Source organism: Jeongeupia sp. USM3 (genome assembly GCF_001808185.1).
Lineage (GTDB): Bacteria > Pseudomonadota > Gammaproteobacteria > Burkholderiales > Chitinibacteraceae > Jeongeupia.
Genome location: NZ_CP017668.1, coordinates 2,840,715 through 2,858,999, shown reverse-complemented (window position 1 = coordinate 2,858,999; position 18,285 = coordinate 2,840,715). Strand labels below are relative to the sequence as shown.

At 66.7% G+C, this 18,285-nt stretch carries 17 protein-coding genes; 11 read left to right on the top strand and 6 right to left on the bottom strand.

Annotated features, from left to right (window positions below; genetic code table 11):
• Positions 1 to 43: 43 nt before the first annotated feature.
• The 3 genes from BJP62_RS13515 (at position 44) to BJP62_RS13505 (ending at position 6,082) form a co-directional block, all read left to right on the top strand.
• Positions 44 to 3,925 (top strand): FAD/FMN-binding oxidoreductase, encoded by a 3,882-nt coding sequence (locus tag BJP62_RS13515; protein ID WP_070530366.1) that lies wholly within the window; start codon positions 44 to 46, stop codon positions 3,923 to 3,925.
• Between the two features lie 97 nt (positions 3,926 to 4,022).
• The gene (locus BJP62_RS13510) at positions 4,023 to 4,448 is read left to right on the top strand and encodes an HIT family protein (RefSeq protein ID WP_070530365.1); all 426 of its coding nucleotides are present in this window, start codon (positions 4,023 to 4,025) and stop codon (positions 4,446 to 4,448) included.
• An 8-nt stretch (positions 4,449 to 4,456) separates the two neighbouring features.
• The gene (locus BJP62_RS13505) at positions 4,457 to 6,082 is read left to right on the top strand and encodes a hypothetical protein (RefSeq protein ID WP_070530363.1); all 1,626 of its coding nucleotides are present in this window, start codon (positions 4,457 to 4,459) and stop codon (positions 6,080 to 6,082) included.
• 45 nt (positions 6,083 to 6,127) lie between these two features.
• On the opposite strand, the gene BJP62_RS13500 is transcribed toward BJP62_RS13505, so the two are convergent.
• From BJP62_RS13500 to BJP62_RS13475, 6 genes are all read right to left on the bottom strand, one after another.
• A complete protein-coding gene (locus BJP62_RS13500) occupies positions 6,128 to 6,886 on the bottom strand; it encodes a 3',5'-cyclic-nucleotide phosphodiesterase (protein ID WP_070530358.1) in 759 nt (252 codons plus the stop codon).
• Positions 6,887 to 7,155: 269 nt separating this feature from the next.
• A complete protein-coding gene (locus BJP62_RS13495; RefSeq protein ID WP_070530356.1) occupies positions 7,156 to 7,764 on the bottom strand; it encodes an FHA domain-containing protein in 609 nt (202 codons plus the stop codon).
• A 36-nt stretch (positions 7,765 to 7,800) separates the two neighbouring features.
• The gene (locus BJP62_RS13490; protein WP_205700903.1) at positions 7,801 to 8,616 is read right to left on the bottom strand and encodes a Stp1/IreP family PP2C-type Ser/Thr phosphatase; all 816 of its coding nucleotides are present in this window, start codon (positions 8,614 to 8,616) and stop codon (positions 7,801 to 7,803) included.
• 177 nt (positions 8,617 to 8,793) lie between these two features.
• Complete coding sequence (gene mtgA, locus BJP62_RS13485; protein ID WP_070532742.1) at positions 8,794 to 9,486, bottom strand: monofunctional biosynthetic peptidoglycan transglycosylase; 693 nt, start codon at positions 9,484 to 9,486, stop codon at positions 8,794 to 8,796.
• 35 nt (positions 9,487 to 9,521) lie between these two features.
• Positions 9,522 to 10,406, bottom strand: a complete 885-nt coding sequence (gene aroE, locus BJP62_RS13480; RefSeq protein WP_070530353.1) for a shikimate dehydrogenase — start codon at positions 10,404 to 10,406, stop codon at positions 9,522 to 9,524.
• Positions 10,407 to 10,470: 64 nt separating this feature from the next.
• Positions 10,471 to 10,923, bottom strand: a complete 453-nt coding sequence (locus tag BJP62_RS13475) for a rhodanese-like domain-containing protein (protein ID WP_070530352.1) — start codon at positions 10,921 to 10,923, stop codon at positions 10,471 to 10,473.
• A 311-nt stretch (positions 10,924 to 11,234) separates the two neighbouring features.
• Here BJP62_RS13475 and glnA point away from each other — a divergent pair, with 311 nt between their 5' ends.
• From glnA to BJP62_RS13435, 8 genes are all read left to right on the top strand, one after another.
• On the top strand, positions 11,235 to 12,644 hold the full coding sequence (gene glnA / locus BJP62_RS13470) for a glutamate--ammonia ligase (protein WP_070530351.1): 1,410 nt from the start codon (positions 11,235 to 11,237) through the stop codon (positions 12,642 to 12,644).
• A 126-nt stretch (positions 12,645 to 12,770) separates the two neighbouring features.
• A complete protein-coding gene (locus BJP62_RS13465) occupies positions 12,771 to 13,796 on the top strand; it encodes an IS110 family transposase (protein ID WP_070530350.1) in 1,026 nt (341 codons plus the stop codon).
• A gap of 406 nt (positions 13,797 to 14,202) precedes the next feature.
• On the top strand, positions 14,203 to 14,547 hold the full coding sequence (locus tag BJP62_RS13460; protein WP_070530349.1) for a hypothetical protein: 345 nt from the start codon (positions 14,203 to 14,205) through the stop codon (positions 14,545 to 14,547).
• A 110-nt stretch (positions 14,548 to 14,657) separates the two neighbouring features.
• Positions 14,658 to 15,134, top strand: coding sequence for an SgcJ/EcaC family oxidoreductase (locus BJP62_RS13455; protein WP_070530348.1), 477 nt, complete (start codon positions 14,658 to 14,660; stop codon positions 15,132 to 15,134).
• A gap of 109 nt (positions 15,135 to 15,243) precedes the next feature.
• Positions 15,244 to 16,722 (top strand): diguanylate cyclase, encoded by a 1,479-nt coding sequence (locus BJP62_RS13450; RefSeq protein WP_070530346.1) that lies wholly within the window; start codon positions 15,244 to 15,246, stop codon positions 16,720 to 16,722.
• Between the two features lie 34 nt (positions 16,723 to 16,756).
• A complete protein-coding gene (locus BJP62_RS13445; RefSeq protein WP_070530345.1) occupies positions 16,757 to 17,380 on the top strand; it encodes an HAD family phosphatase in 624 nt (207 codons plus the stop codon).
• A gap of 23 nt (positions 17,381 to 17,403) precedes the next feature.
• The gene (locus BJP62_RS13440; RefSeq protein WP_070532739.1) at positions 17,404 to 17,688 is read left to right on the top strand and encodes a SelT/SelW/SelH family protein; all 285 of its coding nucleotides are present in this window, start codon (positions 17,404 to 17,406) and stop codon (positions 17,686 to 17,688) included.
• A 32-nt stretch (positions 17,689 to 17,720) separates the two neighbouring features.
• Entirely contained in the window at positions 17,721 to 18,203 is a 483-nt protein-coding gene (locus BJP62_RS13435) for a DUF4124 domain-containing protein (protein ID WP_070530343.1), read from the top strand.
• Positions 18,204 to 18,285 lie beyond the last annotated feature (82 nt).

Here is an 18,285-nt window from a genome sequence, read left to right as displayed (position 1 = left end):
AAATTCCATCTTTGAATCACAGCCTTAGCGAGATCGTCCTGTCATGGCCGAGCCGACCGCCGCTTCCCCGCAACTCGCAGCCGAACGACTACGCGAGATTCCGTACAACTACACCTCGTTCTCCGATCGCGAAATCGTGATCCGCCTGCTCGGTGCCGACGCCTGGGACACGCTCGAGGCGCTGCGCGCCGAACGCGTCACCGGCCGCTCGGCACGGATGCTGTTCGAGGTGCTCGGCGATGTCTGGGCGGTCAAGCGCAATCCCTACCTCGAGGACGATCTGCTCGAGAATCCGAAGCGGCTCAGGATGCTGGTCGACGCGATGCACCACCGGCTGTCCGAGATCGACAAGCGCCGTGAAGGCAACGACCGCGTCGGCATGCTCGCCGAACGCGCCCGCCACGCCGTCGACGCGTTCGAGCACGATTTCCGCGACGTCGCCAACCTGCGCAAGAAGGTGCTGCGCCGCATGGGCGGGCTGACCCGCCGCGACAACATCTGCTTCGACGGCCTTGCCCGCGTCTCGCACGTCACCGACGCGACCGACTGGCGCGTCGAGTACCCGTTCGTCGTGCTCTCGCCCGATACCGAGGCCGAGATGGCGCCGCTGGTCGCCGCCTGTATCGAGCTGGGGCTGACCGTCATCCCGCGCGGCGGCGGCACCGGCTACACCGGCGGCGCCGTGCCGCTGACCCCGATGAGCGCGGTCATCAACACCGAGAAGCTGGACCGCCACAACGGCGTCGAGCGGATGATGATTCCCGGCGTCGACCACGAGATCGCGACGATCCAGTGCGGCGCCGGCGTCGTCACCCGCCGGGTGATGGAAGCCGCCGAAGCGGCGGGCCTCGCCTTCGCGGTCGACCCGACCTCGGCCGACGCCTCGTGCATCGGCGGCAACGTCGCGATGAACGCCGGCGGCAAGAAGGCCGTGCTGTGGGGCACCGCGCTCGACAACCTCGTCAGCTGGAAGATGGTCGACCCGGACGGCAACTGGAAATTCATCGAGCGGCTCGACCACAACCTCGGCAAGATCCACGACGCGCCGCAGGCCACGTTCAAGGTCACCACCTACAAGCCCGACGGCAAGAGCGTGCTGGGCGAAGAGACGCTGGTGATCCCGGGCCGGCGCTTCCGCAAGGAAGGCCTGGGCAAGGACGTCACCGACAAGTTCCTCGCCGGCCTGCCCGGCGTGCAGAAGGAAGGCACCGACGGGCTGATCACCAGCGCGCGCTTCGTGCTGCACCGGATGCCGGCGCACGTGCGCACCGTCTGTCTCGAGTTCTTCGGCGAGGTCAGCCTCGCCGTGCCGTCGATCGTCGAGATCAAGGACTACCTCGACGCGCATCCGAAGGTGCAGCTCGCCGGCCTCGAACACCTCGACTGGCGCTATGTGCGCGCCGTCGGCTACGCCAGCAAGGCCAAGAGCCGCGGCCGGCCGAAGATGGTGCTGATCGCCGACCTGGTGTCCGACGACGAGACCGCCGTCGGCGAGGCCGCGTCGCACGTCGTCAAGCTGGCCAACGCGCGCAGCGGCGAGGGCTTCATCGCCGTCACCGCCGAAACGCGCAAGAAGTTCTGGCTCGACCGCGCCCGCACCGCCGCAATCTCGAAGCACACCAACGCATTCAAGATCAACGAGGACGTGGTGATTCCGCTGCCGCGCCTCGGCGAATACTCGGATGCGATCGAGCGGATCAACATCGAGCTGTCGATCGACAACAAGCTCGAACTGCTCGAGCGCCTGACCGACTTCTTCGAGCAGGGCATCCTGCCGGTCGACTTCGCCGACTCGCCGCTGAGCCGCGACGCGCTGATCGGCGACCGCCGCGCCGCGGCGCTCGAACTGATCGGCCGTGCCCGCGCGCACTGGGGCTGGATCCGCGAGCACCTCGACGACGCCTTCGAGGCCTATCTCGCCGCGTTCCCGGACCAGCCGCTCGAGCGCGAGCTCGCCGCCGGCGAAATGCCGCAGAGCGTCTTCCTTGCGCTGCGCGACTTCGTGCTGCGCGTGTCGTACAAGCGCGAGCTGCTGACCGATTTCGAGTCGATGTTCTCGAGCCGCAACGACAAGCCGCTGCTCGACGCGGTGATCGCGATCCAGCAGCAGGTGCTCAAGGGCCGGACCTGGGTCGCCCTGCACATGCACGCCGGCGACGGCAACGTCCACACCAACATCCCGGTGAACTCGGACGACTACGCAATGCTGCAGCGGGCGCACCATGCCGTCGCACGGATCATGGACGTCGCACGCGAGCTCAACGGCGTGATCTCGGGCGAGCACGGCATCGGCATCACCAAGTACGAGTTCCTGACCCGCGACGAACTCGCACCGTTCGAGGCGTACAAGCAGAAGATCGACCCTCAGGGCCACTTCAACAAGGGCAAGCTCTTGCCCGGCGCCGACCTGACCAACGCGTACACGCCGTCGTTCAGCCTGCTCGGCGCCGAATCGCTGATCCTCGAACAGTCGGACATCGGCGCGATCGCCGACTCGATCAAGGACTGCCTGCGCTGCGGCAAGTGCAAGCCGGTCTGTACCACCCATGTGCCGCGCGCCAACCTGCTGTACAGCCCGCGCAACAAGATCCTCGCCACCGGCCTCTTGACCGAGGCCTTCCTCTACGAGGAGCAGACGCGCCGTGGCGTGTCGCTGAAGCACTTCGAGGAACTCGGCGACGTCGCCGACCATTGCACCGTGTGCCACCGCTGCGTCAACCCGTGTCCGGTGAAGATCGACTTCGGTGACGTGTCGGTTGCGATGCGCAACTTCCTCAGGAAGGAAGGCAAGAAGAAGTTCAACCCGGGCACCGCGCTCGGCATGACCTTCCTGACCGTCAAGGATCCGGCGACGATCAAGGCGATGCGCGCCGGCATGATCGGCATGGGCTACAAGGCGCAGCGCCTCGGCCATACGCTGGCCAAGCGCTTCGGCCTGATCAAGGGCATCACCAAGCAGCCGCCGTCGACGCTCGGCAAGCCGCCGGTCAAGACGCAGATCATCCACTTCGTCAACAAGCCGCTGCCGGCCAAGGTGCCGGCCAAGACGGCCAGGGCGATGCTCGACGCCGAGGACGCCAGCGTGATTCCGGTGATCCGCGATCCGGAAATCCGCCAGGACGAACGCGAGTCGGTGTTCTACTTCCCGGGCTGCGGCTCGGAGCGGCTGTTCTCGCAGGTCGGCCTCGCAACCCAGGCGATGCTCTGGCATGTCGGCGCAACCACGGTGCTGCCGCCGGGCTATCTGTGCTGCGGCTATCCGCAGGCCTCGGCCGGCTACGGCGACAAGGGCGAGAAGATCACCACCGAGAACCGCGTGCTGTTCCACCGCGTCGCCAACACGCTGAACTACCTCGACATCAAGACCGTGATCGTCTCGTGCGGCACCTGCATGGACCAGTTGATGAAGTACCAGTTCGAGCAGATCTTCCCGGGCTGCCGGCTGCTCGACATCCACGAGTACCTGCTCGAGAAGGGCGTAAAGCTCGACGGTGTCGGCGGCGAGCGCTACATGTACCACGAGCCCTGCCACACGCCGATGAAGCAGTACAAGGGCATCGATGTCGCCAACCAGCTGATGGGCACGCGCGTCGACCTGAACGACCGCTGCTGCGGCGAATCGGGCACGTTCGCGGTATCCCGGCCGGACATCGCCACCCAGGTGCGCTTCCGCAAGCAGGAGGAAATGCAGCAGGGGGCCGACAAGCTGCGTGCCGAGGTGGCCGTCGCCGAAGCCAAGGCGCCGGTCAAGGTGCTGACGAGCTGCCCGTCGTGCCTGCAGGGCCTGCAACGCTACGATGACGACGCCGGAACCAAGGCCGATTACATCGTCGTCGAAATGGCGAAAAAGATCCTCGGCGACGACTGGCTCAGCGAATACGTCGACAAGGCGCGCAACGGCGGGATCGAGCGCGTGCTGCTCTGATCCGTCACCGCACCGCAACGGGGCATGCCGCCAAGGGCATGCCCCGTTGTTTATGCGCGCCGCTTCCGGTAATAATGCGCTGCATAAGGAAAGGATAATGGAACGCGATTGCGTATTCTGCCGGGACACCGGTGGCGAACTCTTGTGGCAGGACGCGCTGTGCCGGGTCGTGCTGGCCGACGAGCCCGATTACCCGGGCTTTTGCCGCGTGATCCTCGCGCGCCACGTCGCCGAAATGAGCGATCTGGTTCCCTCCGATCGTCAGCGACTAATGGCCGTCACCTTTGCGGTCGAAGCGACGCTGCGTGCGGTACTCTCGCCGGACAAGATCAACCTCGCCAGCCTTGGCAACGTCGTGCCGCATCTGCACTGGCATGTGATTCCGCGCTGGCGCGACGACGCCACCTTCCCCGCGCCGGTCTGGGCGACGCCGTCGCGCCCCGGTGCGCGACACGCGATCGACGCCGAAACGCTGGCCCGGCTGCGCCACACCCTGCAACACCTGAACCCCGAGGCTGTCTGACGCCCGCCATGACCGACCTGTCGATGACCCCCAATATGTCCGGCGCCGCGCCGTTCAGCGACGCCCGCTCCGCCAAGGCGTGGCTGCAGCTGCTGCCACTGATCAACACCCAGGTCGCCCATGCCGAACTGACCGAAGCGATCTCGCTGCTCGGCGACAGCGGCATCGCACCGTACGAAACGCTGAAGATCCTCGAACTGCTGCGCGAACCGCTGCACGTCGTCCAGGATGCGCTGGCCGAACGCTTCCTCGGCCGGGCGCTGCCGCTGGGGCCGGACGAAGCCGAAGCCCGCGATGCGACGGTCCTGCTGTGGGAAAAGCTCGCCGCGCTCTACGGCACCGGGCTCGACGCCGCGCTCGCCGGCGAACCCGAGCTTGCCGACCACACCGCGCTGCTCGCGCAACGGCGGATGCGCTACCTGGCACTGGCGGCACGCGAAAACCTGCTGAGCTACCGGCCGATCCCGGCCGCGCTGTGGCAGCAGCTGTTCGACAGCTACCGCAAGATCGAAGCGCACGGCCTCGCCGAGAAGTCGGCCAAGGACAGCCTGCTCAAGGTCGCCGGCGTCGCGACGCCGCAGCACGCCTTCGTCCACCTGCTGCTGCTCGCCGCGGCAACGCCATTCCATTTCACCGGCCGGCAGATCCGCTGGCTCGACGAGCACTTGCCCAGCCTGGCGCAGCGTGCGCCGCTCGAACGCGAAGCCGCCGCCCTGCCCGGTCGCGGCAGCCTGCAGATCGACTTCGACCAGCCCGGCGCGCCGCGACGAACCGAACCCCGGCTGACCGGCGACAGTGTCCGCGAACTCGACACGCTGCAGCTGGCGCAGGCGCTGTCGCGGCGGATCAAGCTGCTGCGTCAGGGCGAGAACCCGGAAAAGCTCGGCCTCGGCAGCCAGTTCGCCGCCGCCCAGGTCGAAACGCTGCTGGTCGAGCTCTACCGCACCTGGTGCGAGCAGCTGAGCGAGCGTGCGCTGCCGCGCCACGACAGCCAGCGCGAACTCGACGCGGTGTTCGGCCTGGCGCGCCAGCACGCGCTGATCGGCCACCAGCGGTTCGCCCTGCCCGACGACGGCCCGGCGCCGCTCGGCAGCCAGGATCTGGTCCGGCTGCAGCTGTTCGGCCAGTCGGGCGCTGCGGCCGCCGCAGCGGCCGGCGGCGCAACGACACCACCGGCGGGCGAACGCTGGCTGGTACGCAACGAATCGGCTCAGGGACTGAGACTGTCGCGCCCGAGCGGCGACGGCGGACGCATTGCGCTGCAGCAGCTGCTGTCGGTCCAGCTCGAAGGCAACCACTACCTTGGCGTGGTACGCTGGCTGCAGGAGCACGACGACAGCGTCGAGGTCGGCGTCCGGCTGATGCCGGGTCTGCCTGCGGCGGCGGCGATCCGGCCGGTCGAACTCGCGTACTCGGACCGGCGCGGCTGGATCGAGTGCCTGTCGCTGCCGGCGGTCGCCGCGCTGCGCGCGCCGCTGACGCTGATCCTGCCGGTCGGCTGGTACCGGCGCGGCCGGCTGATCGAATGGTGGGACGGCGGCACGCTGCGCAAGATGCGCGTCGAAGCACTGGTCGAGCGCGGCATCGACTTCGAGCGGATGCACGTCGTTCCGGCCGGCCAGCAGCGCCGCTGAGGCGCCCCGACCACGACGCCGCGTTCCGACGCGGCGTCGCCGTTTCTAGAACGCCAGCACCTGGCCGCCGGCCAGCGCGGCGATCCGGTGCACGCCGTTGCGGGTCTCGGCGATGATGCGTTCGGCGTCGAGCGGCTTCAGATGGGTCAGCCAGACATCGACCGCCGGATCGAGCCGGTCCAGCACGGCGAGCAGCGCAGCCGGCGAGAAATGCTGCGAGCGCCGGGCGAGTTCGGCCTCGCGGTTGCTGAACGCCGTTTCGACGATCAGCGCGCGCAGGTCCGGCACGCCGGCCAGGGCATCCCAGAACGCCGGGCAATCGGCGCTGTCGCCGGAAAACGCCACGGCGCCGTTGCCGCTGTCAATCAGGTAGCCCAGCGCCGGCACCGTGTGCTCGGCCGGTAGCGCCGTCACGGTCGCCCCCGCCACCGCGCACGCTTCGCCGACCCGGATCGGCGCCCATTGCAGCAGGCCGTTGCCGGCACTGGGGATTTCGCCGAAGTCGGGCCAGATCTGCCAGTTGAACACGTGGGTGCGCAGCGCCGCGATCGTCTCGGGCAGCGCATGCACGGTCACCGGCGCACTGCGCGCGCTGACGACGGTGTCGAGCAGCATCGGCAGGCAGGCGATATGGTCGAAATGCGCATGGGTCAGGAAGACGTGGTCGATCTTGCACAGCGCGTCGAGCGACAGCTCGCCGACACCGGTCCCGGCGTCGATCAGCACGCGCTCGCCGACGAGCAGCGCCGTCGTGCGGGCCGGGCCGCCGATGCCGCCGCTGCAGCCGAGAACGGTCAAACGCATTTCAGAGCCTGTCTACGATCTTTTCGCGGCAGCGTTCGGGGCAGTGCCGGTGAAGGGCAAGGCGCACGCCACGCCGCGGTACGAGTACCGCAAGCGGCTTGTAACGCAGCCATCCGCCGGCAATGCCCCGAACCCGCAGGGCCGTGGCGGAAAAAGTGCATTCACTACGTTGTGCTCCTTGCCAATAACCAGTTATTGCCTGCGTCGTACGCCTTGCGACTGCACTTTCTTCGCCACGGCGCTGACGTGAAAAGACCGTAGGCAGGCTCTCAGCCCCGGAAGAAGAACGCCAGGCGCACGCCGACGAGTTCGATCAGGTCTTCTTCGTTCAGCGGATGCGGTTCGGCGCCGACTTCGCTGCCGTTGACGCGCGGGCGGATCGTCCCTTCGGCATGCGACAGGAAATAGCCTTGCGGCCGGCGCGCGATCGTCGCGACCTGCACGCCGGGTTTGCCGAGTGAAGTCACCGGCTTGTCGAGCGCGATCTCGCGGCCGCTGCTGCCGCCGGTGAGCACCTTGATCACGCCGACCCTGGCCGATGTCGCCGGCTCGCGCAGCACCAGGGTCTCGGCGTAACCGCCGGCCGACGCCGGTTCGCACCAGAAGCGCAGCCGGTAACGGCCGATACCGATCTCGTCGCCGTTGTTCAGCGCGACGCGCTGCACCGGCGCACCGTTGACGACGGTGCCGTTGGTACTGCCGAGATCCTCGACCGCGTAGTCGTCGCCCTCGCGGACGATGCGCGCGTGCTCGCCCGAGACCGCGAGGTTTTCGATCTGCAGATCGTTGTTCGGCCGCCGGCCGATCGCGAACACGTCGCGGTGGATCCGGTATTCCTTGATGACGTTGCCGTCGAGGCTAAGCAGCAGTTTCGCCATGGTTTTGAACGTGGGGCGGCGCCGGGGCGCACGGGATCAACTCAACCAGGCGGTCAGCCTGGACCAGAAGCCGGCATCGGCCGGGTACGGGCGGCGAACCGCCACCAGAATCACCGATATATTGTCATGGCCGCCGCGCTGATTGGCAGTCTGCACCAGTTGCATCGCTGCCAGCGACGGATTGTCCTTTAAAGTCAGTAAAATGTCAGCTATTTGAACGTCGTCGACCATGTCGGTCAGGCCGTCCGAACACAGCAGGTACAGGTCGCCGGGCAGCGTGTCGAACTCGCCGATATCGGGCTGGACCTCAGTATCGATGCCGACTGCGCGGGTCAGCAGGTTGCGCTGTACCGCGCGGTCGGGGGCATCGGCGTCGACCAGCCCGAGGTCGATCTGCTCCTGCAGCAGCGAGTGATCGCGGGTCAGCCGTGTAAGCTCGGCGTTGCGCAAACGGTACATGCGCGAATCGCCGACATGCGCGACCAGCGCGCGGTTGTCGTAGAACAGCCCGGCAACCAGCGTCGTCCCCATGCCGGCGCACTGGGGCTGGGCCAGCGCGGTGTCGTAGATCACCCGGTTGGCCTCGTCGATCGCCCGCTCGACCCAGCCGGAAACCGATAGCCGGGTACTCTGCGACAGCGGCGACGACGGCAGCGGCTGGGCCAGCCGGCGCGCCATCACCTCGACCGCGATGGCGCTCGCGACCTCGCCGGCGTTGTAGCCGCCCATGCCGTCGGCCAGCACGACGAGGCCGGCATCGGCATCCCAGACGATGGCATCCTCGTTCTGCGCACGCACCAGCCCCGGATCGGTCTGGCCGACCATTTCCAGCGCCTGCGATAGCCTTGCCATGCCGAGCCCCTTGTGTCCGTCTGATTACATCGTAAACCGGCCAACGCAGTCGGGCGGGAGATCGTTGAAAAAAGACCATTGCCATCATTGAATCGGCAACAGGCTCGCCCGTGTACAAGGGCCGCCGCGCTGAGTACGACTCACGGGCGGCAGCGCCGTCGGCGCGAAACGGGGACGCTAGGGAATGTCGGCGTACGGCATGCGGCGGACGATGATCGCCGCCTTGCGCGCCAGACGCCGGTCGCCGCGGTGTGCATCGTAGTAGCGCGGGTTGGTCACCATCGCGGCCAGCTTCGCCGACTGCGACGGCGTGAGGCGGCCGGCGCCGGTCCGGTAGTAGTGCCGCGCCGCGGCTTCGGCACCATAGACGCCGTTCCCCCATTCGATCACGTTCAGGTAGATCTCGAAGATCCGCCGCTTGTCGAGCAGCGCTTCGAGCATCACCGTGATCACCGCTTCCTCGGCCTTGCGCCACGGCTTGCGCCCCGACGACAGGAACAGGTTCTTCGCCAGCTGCTGGCTGATCGTCGAGCCGCCGGCGACGATGCGGCCCTTCCTGAGGTTCTTTTCCCATGCGGTCTGGATGCCTTCCCAGTCGAACCCGTCGTGGTCGAGGAACTTGGCGTCCTCGGACGCGACCAGCGCGCGCTTGAGATGCGTCGAAATCTGCCCGTAGTCGACCCAGCGGTAACGCAGCTCGGCGTCCGGATTGCTCGCCTCGAGCCGCGCCAGCCCTTCGGACATGAACGCGGTGTTCGACGGATTGATCCAGCGCCACGCCAGCACGTGGGCGAAGATCCACAGGTTCCACAGCAGCAGCAGTCCGAGCAGCAGCAGGATGATGCGACCGATCCAGCCCGCGACCGAAATGCGCCGCCTGACCGGCGGGCGGTTTGCGGCCCGGCTCACAGCGCGTTGCGCAACTGTACGAGTACCGGTTCGACATCGGGCCGGCGGCCGGTCCAGAGCGCGAACGCCTCGGCCGCCTGGCCGACGAGCATGCCGAGACCGTCGACGCGCGCCAGCACGCCGGCAGCGCGCGCCTGCGCGAGGAACGGGGTTTCGTCGCGACCGTACATCATGTCGTAGGCGAGCGCGCCGGGCGCGAAGACACTTGCAGGGATCGGCAATGCCTCTCCCGCCAGGCTGGCCGAGGTCGCGTTGATGACGACATCGAAGCTCAGTTCGTCGGCCTTTAGGTCGCGTCCCTCAACCCCGACAGGAACGCCGTCGACAAGATCATTGAACCCCAAGGCGAAATATTCGCTGGGCACCCTGGCGCGGTCCACCTTCCAAGATTCGAGGACATTGTCCAGCACCATTTTTGCTTTTTCGGCGGTGCGGTTCGCAATCACCATGTACGCAGGCTTGGACTCGAGCAAGGGGAGCAACACGCCTCGGGCCGCACCGCCGGCCCCGAGCAGCAGCACGCGCTTGCCCGCCAGCTCGCCATGGCGCAGCAGGTCGGCCACCAGCCCTGCACCGTCGGTGTTGTCGCCTTCGATGCGGCCGTCGTCGTGGCGGATCAGCGTGTTGACCGCGCCGGCGGCGGCGGCACGGTCGCTCAGGCCAGCGGCAAAGCGGAACGCCTCTTCCTTGAACGGCACGGTGACGTTGGCACCGCCGGCGCCGGCGTCGAACAGCGCCCGCGCGGTCGCGGCAAAACCGTCGAGCGGCGCCAGCAGCCGCTCGTAGCTGAAATCGGCCAGCCCGAACTGCGCGGCGAAGGCGGCGTGGATCTGCGGGGACTTGCTGTGGGCAATCGGATTGCCGATGACGACGTAACGCATTCAGGGAACCGGAAAACGGGTTGAGACTGGCCGTCCCGGATGCGGGGCGGCCGGGATGAAACGATCAGCCCTGCACCCACGGCAGGCCGGCGGCCTTCCAGCCGTTGAGATGGCCGCGGTGCTGTTCACCGTCCTTGTCGCCCTCGAAGCCTTCGAGCACGTTCAGCGCCGTCGCGAAACCGTGCGCCGCGGCCAGCTGCGCCGCGTCGTGGCTGCGCGCACCGCTGCGGCACAGGAACAGCACCACCGATTCGGGGTCGACCACGGCCCTGAGCTGGGTCAGGAAGTCCGGGTTCGGCGCCATGCCCGGATAGCGTTTCCATTCGATCAGCTCGGCGCCGGGCACCACGCCGACGAAGGCCCACTCTGCGTGGGTGCGCACATCGACCAGCCTGGCGTTGGGCAGGCTGGTCAGGAGCAATTGCGCCTCTGCCGGCGTCACCGCGCCGGTATAGGGCAGCCCCTGGGCCGCACCGCGCTGGCGGGCGGCGTCGAGAATTCGGGCGGCGTCACTCATGGCATTCCTCGGCCCGGGCACCGGGCGATCATCGTGGCTGATATCCGATTTTCATGCGTCTGCGTTTTCGATGCAATACAGCACCAATATGGTGCACTCATGACAAACAGGCACCAAGACGGAGCCGATAGATGCCCGCTTCCGGGGCCGCAATACGGGATTGCTCTTAGCGCACCTGATTGTGGCACAATGGATCGACACTTCCACCGGGCTGGCACGGTTCATGCTTTATTGATCGCCATCCCGGTCGCGGCAACGCGATTGGTCACCTCAAAATTTCAACACTCTCTCGCACCCTAAGGAGCGTAAAGATGGCGGTAGCCGACGTTCTCAAGCTGATCCAGGACAACGACATCAAGTTCGTCGACCTGCGTTTCACCGACACCATTGGTAAAGAGCAGCACGTGACCGTGCCGGCGCACGTCGTCGACGAAGAGTGGTTCGAAAACGGCCACGCCTTCGACGGTTCGTCGATCGCCGGCTGGAAGGGCATTCAGGCGTCGGACATGCTGCTGATGCCGGATCCGTCGACCGCCAACATCGACCCGTTCTTCGACGAGCCGACCGTCATCATCACCTGCGACGTGATCGAGCCGGCCACCGGCAAGGGCTACGACCGCGACCCGCGCTCGCTCGCCAAGCGCGCCGAAGCGTATCTGAAGACCACCGGCATCGGCGACACCGCCTACTTCGGTCCGGAACCCGAATTCTTCATCTTCGACAACATCCGCTGGAACACGGACATGTCGGGCTGCTTCGTCAAGATCGGCTCGGAAGAAGGCGCCTGGGCGACCAGCGAGAAGTTCGAAGGCGGCAACCTCGGTCACCGTCCGCGCGTCAAGGGCGGCTACTTCCCGGTTCCGCCGGTCGACAGCCACCAGGACATCCGCGCCTCGATGGTGCTGGTGCTCGAAGAGCTGGGCGTGCCGGTCGAAGTGTTCCACCACGAAGTGGCGAACGCCGGCCAGAACGAAATCGGTACCAAGTTCAGCACGCTGACCCAGCGCGCCGACTGGACCCAGATCCTCAAGTACGTGGTCCACAACGTGGCCAACCAGTACGGCAAGACCGCGACCTTCATGCCCAAGCCCATCGTTGGCGACAACGGCTCGGGCATGCACGTCCACCAGTCGATCTGGAAGGACGGCAAGAACCTGTTTGCAGGCAACGGCTACGCCGGCCTGTCGGAAACCGCGCTGTTCTACATCGGCGGCATCATCAAGCACGCCAAGGCGCTGAACGCGATCACCAACCCGGGTACCAACTCGTACAAGCGTCTGGTGCCGCACTTCGAAGCCCCGGTGAAGCTGGCCTACTCGGCCAAGAACCGCTCGGCGTCGATCCGCATCCCGCACGTGGCATCGGACAAGGGTCGCCGTATCGAAGCGCGCTTCCCGGATCCGTTGGCCAACCCGTACCTGTGCTTTGCCGCGCTGCTGATGGCCGGTCTGGATGGCGTGCAGAACAAGATCCACCCGGGCGATCCGGCCGACAAGAACCTGTACGACCTGCCGCCGGAAGAAGACAAGCTGATCCCGACCGTCTGCGCCTCGCTCGACGAAGCACTGGACGCGCTCGACAAGGATCGCGAGTTCCTGACCCGCGGTGGCGTGTTCACCGACGAGTGGATCGATTCGTACATCGAGCTGAAGATGCAGGACGTCAACCGCACCCGCATGAACGTGCACCCGGTTGAATTCGACATGTACTACTCGCTGTAACCAGCGATACACCTGTCGTCCCCAAGCCCCGCAGCGATGCGGGGCTAATGAGATGGTCAGCCTGACCACCCTAAAGCCCAGCAGGTTCACACTTGTTGGGCTTTTCTCATTTCGGGAGTACGCGCCATGACCTCCGTCGCACTGCTCGGTATCGATATCGGCAAACATACCTTCTACCTCCACGGCCAGGATCAGCACGGCCATCAGGTGCTGCGCAAGAAGTACAGCCGACGGCAACTGATCGACGTGCTGGCCAACACCCCGGTCTGCACCGTGGTGATGGAATCCTGCGCCGGGGCCCACTGGCTGGCGCGCAAGCTCGCCGAGTCCGGTCACCAGGTCAAGCTGATCGCGCCGCAATACGTGAAGCCCTTTCTCAAGGGCAACAAGAACGATTACAACGATGCCGAAGCAATCTGCGAGGCCGCTGCCCGGCCGTCGATGCGTTTCGTCGCCGTCAAGACGCCGGAGCAGCAAACGCTCTCGGCGCTGCACCGGCTGCGCGAATCACTGATCGCCCACCGCACCGCCGCGATCAACCAGGTGCACGGCTTCCTGCTGGAATTCGGCGTGAGCCTGCCGATCGGCATGGCGAGCATCCAGCGCCTGCCGGCACTGCTGGATGATCCGGTTCACGCACTGCCGCCCCGGCTGGTGCAGGTGTTGCTGCGGCTGCACGCCCGGATCAAGGGGCTAAGCGCCGAGATCAAGGACATCGAGGCGGAGCTGGCTCGGCAACTGCAGGATGACGACGCTGGCCGCCGGCTGTTGAGCATTCCCGGCATCGGCCCGATCAGCGCCAGTGCGCTGGCCGCCGAGGCGGGTGACGCCTCGCAGTTCAAGTGCGGTCGCGATTTCGCTGCGTCACTGGGGCTGGTGCCGCGGCAATACTCGACCGGCGGTAAACAGACCCTGCTCGGGATCAGCAAGCGCGGTGACAAGCACCTCCGCCGGCTGCTGGTGCAAGGCGCCCGCGCAGTGATGCAACGCGCCGACCGGCGTGACGATGCGCTGGGCACATGGCTGCGTGGCTTGCTCGGCCGCCGGCACAGCAACGTCGTGGCCTGCGCCTTGGCCAACAAGCTGGCGCGGATCGTCTGGGCAGTGCTGGCCAAGGGCGGGCAATACCAGCCCCACCCGCACGCAGTTTGATGTTCTAACCGTTCAGACCTGCTTTTGCGATGCCAAACCATGATGGCGGTAAACGGCACACTGCCTGGCTGAGAACCTGGCCAAAAATCCAGCATTCAATGCTGTGGGGCTTTTAAGGACAGTCAGGCGCGACGACTCATCGAGGGCCGGGCGCGTATCCGCGCCCATACGGAGCCCGGATACATTAGCGCAAGCATGCTTTACCAACACCACGGCCTGGGCCTTGCAGAAGGAAGGCTGACCATTCATTTTTTTGTTGTCGCCGCCGCAACAACTACAAATTTTCCATAAGGTGAATTACCTAGTCAGTCTAAAGTGGCCCTTTGCCCTTGCGGAGACCATGGTGATCCTCGCCGACGCAGCCCAACTCCCCCCTTCCCGGCACCCGCCCCGGCGAGGTGCGCGCATGATCAAGGCGTTCGTGCTTGATACCCTGCTGCCGGCGCTGGTCACCGGCAGTCTGGGCGGTTTTCTGCTGTTCACGCTGCTCGCACGGCTGGTCTACGACCATCTGGAAACGCATTACCGTGATGTGCTGTCTCCCTCGGCATCACACTCCTTTCTCGAGACCGATTCGCTCGGCGGCTATATGGCCGACGTCTGGCGCATCGGCCGCAGCGGCGAATGGCGGCGGATCGAGTCGGCGCTCTGGCGCGGCTGCTTCTGGCTGGCGATGACCTCGGGCGGCGTCATGATCCTCAGCCTGGCCGGCCTGGTCGCGATCTTCATGTTCCCGCGCTGGTGGCGCTGAACCGCGAGACGGCGCAAAGCAGCCGCCCATCCTGTCGCGACGAACTTTATGTCATTGGCACATGCCGAGCGTGGGCGCAATCCGCGCACCGTCATGTTTCGGAACCCTTCATGAAATCACTTACCTTCGCCCTGTTCGCCGCCAGCCTGACGCTGTCCGGCGCCGCTTTCGCCAAGGCGCCCGTCTGCGCCAAGACCGGCGACGCCGCCGTTGCCTCGCTGTTCGACCAGTGGAATGCCGCGCTGGCGACGAACAACCCCGACAAGGTCGCCGACCGCTACTGGCCCGATGCGGTGCTGCTGCCGACGGTGTCGAATACGCCGCGCACCGACCGTGCCGGCATCCGCGCCTATTTCGTCGAATTCCTGCAAAAGCACCCGCAGGGCAGGATCGACACCCGGACGATCAGGATCAACTGCAATACCGCCGTCGATATGGGCACGTACACGTTCACGCTGAAGGACAAGGACGGCCAGACCAAGCAGGTCGCCGCGCGCTACACCTACGTGTACGAGAACCGCGGTGGTGCGTGGAAGATCCTCCACCACCACTCGTCGGCGATGCCCGAACCGATCGCAAAGCAGTAAGTCCGGGGCGCCAGCCGGGCTGGCGGTTTTGCACCGGAAGCCCGACAGGCGGCGGCAGCCCGACGATGGGCAGGAATATGCTAAGTGAATCGATTGCCTGGCATTGCCCATGCGCTTGCTACGCTCCCTCGCCGGCACGCCAAACCGGCTTGCGCTGACGCTCACCGCGCTGTACGCGCTGTGCGGCTATGCCAGCGCCTTGCTGGCGCGGCTGGCGGTCGGGCCGCTGCCGGTGTTCGAATTCGCGTCGGGCGCCGGACTGGTCTGCCTGCTGCTGGCCGGCCGGCGCGGCTATGCGGCGGTCTGGCTCGGCGGCACGCTGGTCCACCTGGCACCGCTGACGATCACGCTCGGCTTCCGCCTGGCGCTGCCGCTCGCCGCCGCGCTGGCGGTCATCAACGTCGCCGAGGCGCACCTCGCCAAAACCGGCTGGCGCCGCGGCGAAGCGCGCTTCCGGCACCCGCTGCTGCGCGAGCCGCGCGAGCTCGGCTACTTCTGGCTGCACGTGGCGATGCTGCCGCCGCTGCTGACGCTGCCGCTGCAGATCGTCCTGCTGAACGCCGCCGACATCGGCAGCCAGCTGTCGCTGATGGAAACCGGCTGGCGCACGCTGCTGCTGATCCTCGGCCACGCGTCGGGGCTGTTCCTGCTCGGGCCGTGCTACGCAAGCTGGCGCGACCGCGGCCGCTGGCCGCGGCTGGTGTCGCTGCCGTGGTGGTGGATCGGCGCCTTCGTCACCGTACTGCTGTTCGCCTTCCTGATCTACCGCCACACGCTGATGCTGGTGCTGCCGCTGCTGCTGGTGATGGCAATCCAGTACGGGCTGCCCGGCACCAGCCTGGCGGTGCTGCTGCTCGCGCTCGCCAGCGTCGTCGGCACCACGCACGGACTCGGGATCTTCGTCGGCGCAACGCCGGAGCTGTCCTACCTCAACCTGCAGATCTTCCTGTTCTCGACCGGCTTCATGCTGCACTACCTTGCGCTGGCGCAGACGCTGCTGCTGCGGCACCGGATGCGGCTCGAGGCCGAGGTGATCGCCCGCACCGAGGCGCTCGCGGCAAGCAATGCCAAGCTTGCCGAGCTGGCGACGATCGACGAGCTGACCGGCGCGCGCAACCGTCGCGAATGGCTGCGCCGCGCCACCGAGCACCTGCTGCATGCACGGCGCTATCCGGCGCCGCTGAGCGTGCTGATCCTCGACCTCGACCACTTCAAGCACATCAACGACCGGCACGGCCACCATGCCGGCGACCTGGCGCTGCGCGCCGCCTGCGACGCCTGTACCGCGACGCTGCGCGCCAGCGACAGCTTCGGCCGCTGGGGCGGCGAGGAGTTCGTCGTGCTGCTGCCGGCGACCAGCGAGGACGAATCGCGCCGGGTCGCCGAGAAGCTGCGCGAGGCGATCGCCGAAATCCGCCTGCCGCTCGAGAATGATCACGTCATCCGGATCACCGTCAGCATCGGCATGGCGTCGATGCGCAGCCACGAGGACACGCTCGACCGGCTGATCCGCCGTGCCGACGAAGCGCTGTACCGGGCCAAGCGTGGCGGGCGCGATTGCGTCGTCTGCGACGGCAGCGGCGGGTAGAATGGCCGGCATCCTTTCCCAACGGTCCTGCGCCATGAGCATCCGTGCCGTCGTTTTCGATTTCGGTGGTGTCCTGTTCGACTGGAACCCCGACTACCTGTACCGCAAGCTGATTCCCGACGAGGACGAACGCCGCTGGTTCCTCGAACACGTCTGCAGCCCGGCGTGGAATTTGCAGCAGGACGGCGGACGGCCGTTCAGCGAGGCGACCGCGATACTGATCGCCGAGCATCCGCAACACGCGGACAACATCCGCGCGTTTTCCGAGCGCTGGCCCGAAACGCTGAACGGCACGCTGGCCGACGGCGTCGCGCTGATGGATGCGCTCGAGGCCGCCGGCATCCCGCTGTACGGGCTGACCAACTGGTCGGCCGAAACCTTCCCGTACGCGTGGCAGCATTACCCGCTGCTGCACCGCTTCCGCGACATCGTCGTCTCCGGCCGGCTCAAGCTGATCAAGCCCGACCCGGCGATCTACCGTGAAATGCACGCGCGCATCGACCGCGCGCTGCCCGGCGTCGCCGCGCACGAACTCGCCTTCATCGACGACAGCGCCAGAAACGCCGACGCCGCGACCGCGCTCGGCTGGCACGGCATCCACCATGTGAGCGCCGCGGCCACCGCCGAGCGGCTGCGCGGGCTCGGGCTCGCGTTCTGATGACGCGGCGGATCGACGACACCATGGCCAAGCCCCGCATCACCATCCTCTACTGCACCCAGTGCCAGTGGCTGCTGCGCGCCGCCTGGCTGGCGCAGGAGCTGCTGACGACCTTCGTCGACGAACTCGGCGAGGTCGCACTGCAACCGGGCAGCGGCGGCGTGTTCGAGATCCGCGTCGATGACGCACTGGTCTGGGAGCGCAAGCAGGACGGCGGCTTTCCCGAAGCCAAGGTGCTCAAGCAGCGCGTGCGCGACGTGATCGCGCCGGACAAACCGCTGGGCCACAGTGACCGGCCGGCAAACTGACGGGCCGGCGAGGCTGTGTTAGCGTTTCACCCATGAAACCGCTTTACCCGCTGCTCGCCGCCCTGCTCGTCCCGCTCGCTCACGCCGACATCTACAAGTATGTCGACGAGAACGGCCACGTCACCTTCACCAACACGCCCATGAAGGGCGCGCAGCGCATCTATATCGACTCGGTCTCGGTGATTCCGGCGCCGGGCGGCAGCAAGCCGCGCACCAAACCGGCCACGCCGCGCGTCAGTTCGCCGTCACCGGCCGATTTTCCCAAGGTCGATGCGGCAACGCAGAAGAGCCGCGACAGCAACCGCAAGCAGATCCTGCAGAACGAGCTCGACAGCGAGAAGACCGCGCTCGCCTCGGCCCGCCAGGCGCTTGCCGACGCCGAGGGCAACCGCAGCGCCGAGGAAAAGGCCAACCCGCAGCGCTATGTCGAGCGTCTCGGCCGGCTGCGCGACGCCGTGGTCACGCACGAGAAAAACGTCCAGGCGCTGAACAGTGAACTCGGCCGCGTGCGCTGAACCGCTGCATTCCGGCCCACGCGCACGGCATCTGCACTAAGATGGTGCGCATGACGAACGACGATGGCGCTGCCCGCCAGAC

What these genes read in the sequence shown, in the direction of transcription:
- BJP62_RS13505 (WP_070530363.1), top strand. Translation starts at nt 4,457, where the DNA reads ATGACCGACCTGTCGATGACCCCCAATATGTCCGGCGCCGCGCCGTTC.
- BJP62_RS13435 (WP_070530343.1), top strand. Translation starts at nt 17,721, where the DNA reads ATGAAACCGCTTTACCCGCTGCTCGCCGCCCTGCTCGTCCCGCTCGCT.
- BJP62_RS13515 (WP_070530366.1), top strand. Translation starts at nt 44, where the DNA reads ATGGCCGAGCCGACCGCCGCTTCCCCGCAACTCGCAGCCGAACGACTA.
- aroE (WP_070530353.1), bottom strand. Translation starts at nt 10,406, where the DNA reads ATGCGTTACGTCGTCATCGGCAATCCGATTGCCCACAGCAAGTCCCCG.
- BJP62_RS13495 (WP_070530356.1), bottom strand. Translation starts at nt 7,764, where the DNA reads ATGGCGAAACTGCTGCTTAGCCTCGACGGCAACGTCATCAAGGAATAC.
- BJP62_RS13440 (WP_070532739.1), top strand. Translation starts at nt 17,404, where the DNA reads ATGGCCAAGCCCCGCATCACCATCCTCTACTGCACCCAGTGCCAGTGG.
- BJP62_RS13465 (WP_070530350.1), top strand. Translation starts at nt 12,771, where the DNA reads ATGACCTCCGTCGCACTGCTCGGTATCGATATCGGCAAACATACCTTC.
- BJP62_RS13445 (WP_070530345.1), top strand. Translation starts at nt 16,757, where the DNA reads ATGAGCATCCGTGCCGTCGTTTTCGATTTCGGTGGTGTCCTGTTCGAC.
- BJP62_RS13475 (WP_070530352.1), bottom strand. Translation starts at nt 10,923, where the DNA reads ATGAGTGACGCCGCCCGAATTCTCGACGCCGCCCGCCAGCGCGGTGCG.
- glnA (WP_070530351.1), top strand. Translation starts at nt 11,235, where the DNA reads ATGGCGGTAGCCGACGTTCTCAAGCTGATCCAGGACAACGACATCAAG.
- BJP62_RS13510 (WP_070530365.1), top strand. Translation starts at nt 4,023, where the DNA reads ATGGAACGCGATTGCGTATTCTGCCGGGACACCGGTGGCGAACTCTTG.
- BJP62_RS13490 (WP_205700903.1), bottom strand. Translation starts at nt 8,616, where the DNA reads ATGGCAAGGCTATCGCAGGCGCTGGAAATGGTCGGCCAGACCGATCCG.
- BJP62_RS13450 (WP_070530346.1), top strand. Translation starts at nt 15,244, where the DNA reads ATGCGCTTGCTACGCTCCCTCGCCGGCACGCCAAACCGGCTTGCGCTG.
- BJP62_RS13460 (WP_070530349.1), top strand. Translation starts at nt 14,203, where the DNA reads ATGATCAAGGCGTTCGTGCTTGATACCCTGCTGCCGGCGCTGGTCACC.
- BJP62_RS13455 (WP_070530348.1), top strand. Translation starts at nt 14,658, where the DNA reads ATGAAATCACTTACCTTCGCCCTGTTCGCCGCCAGCCTGACGCTGTCC.
- BJP62_RS13500 (WP_070530358.1), bottom strand. Translation starts at nt 6,886, where the DNA reads ATGCGTTTGACCGTTCTCGGCTGCAGCGGCGGCATCGGCGGCCCGGCC.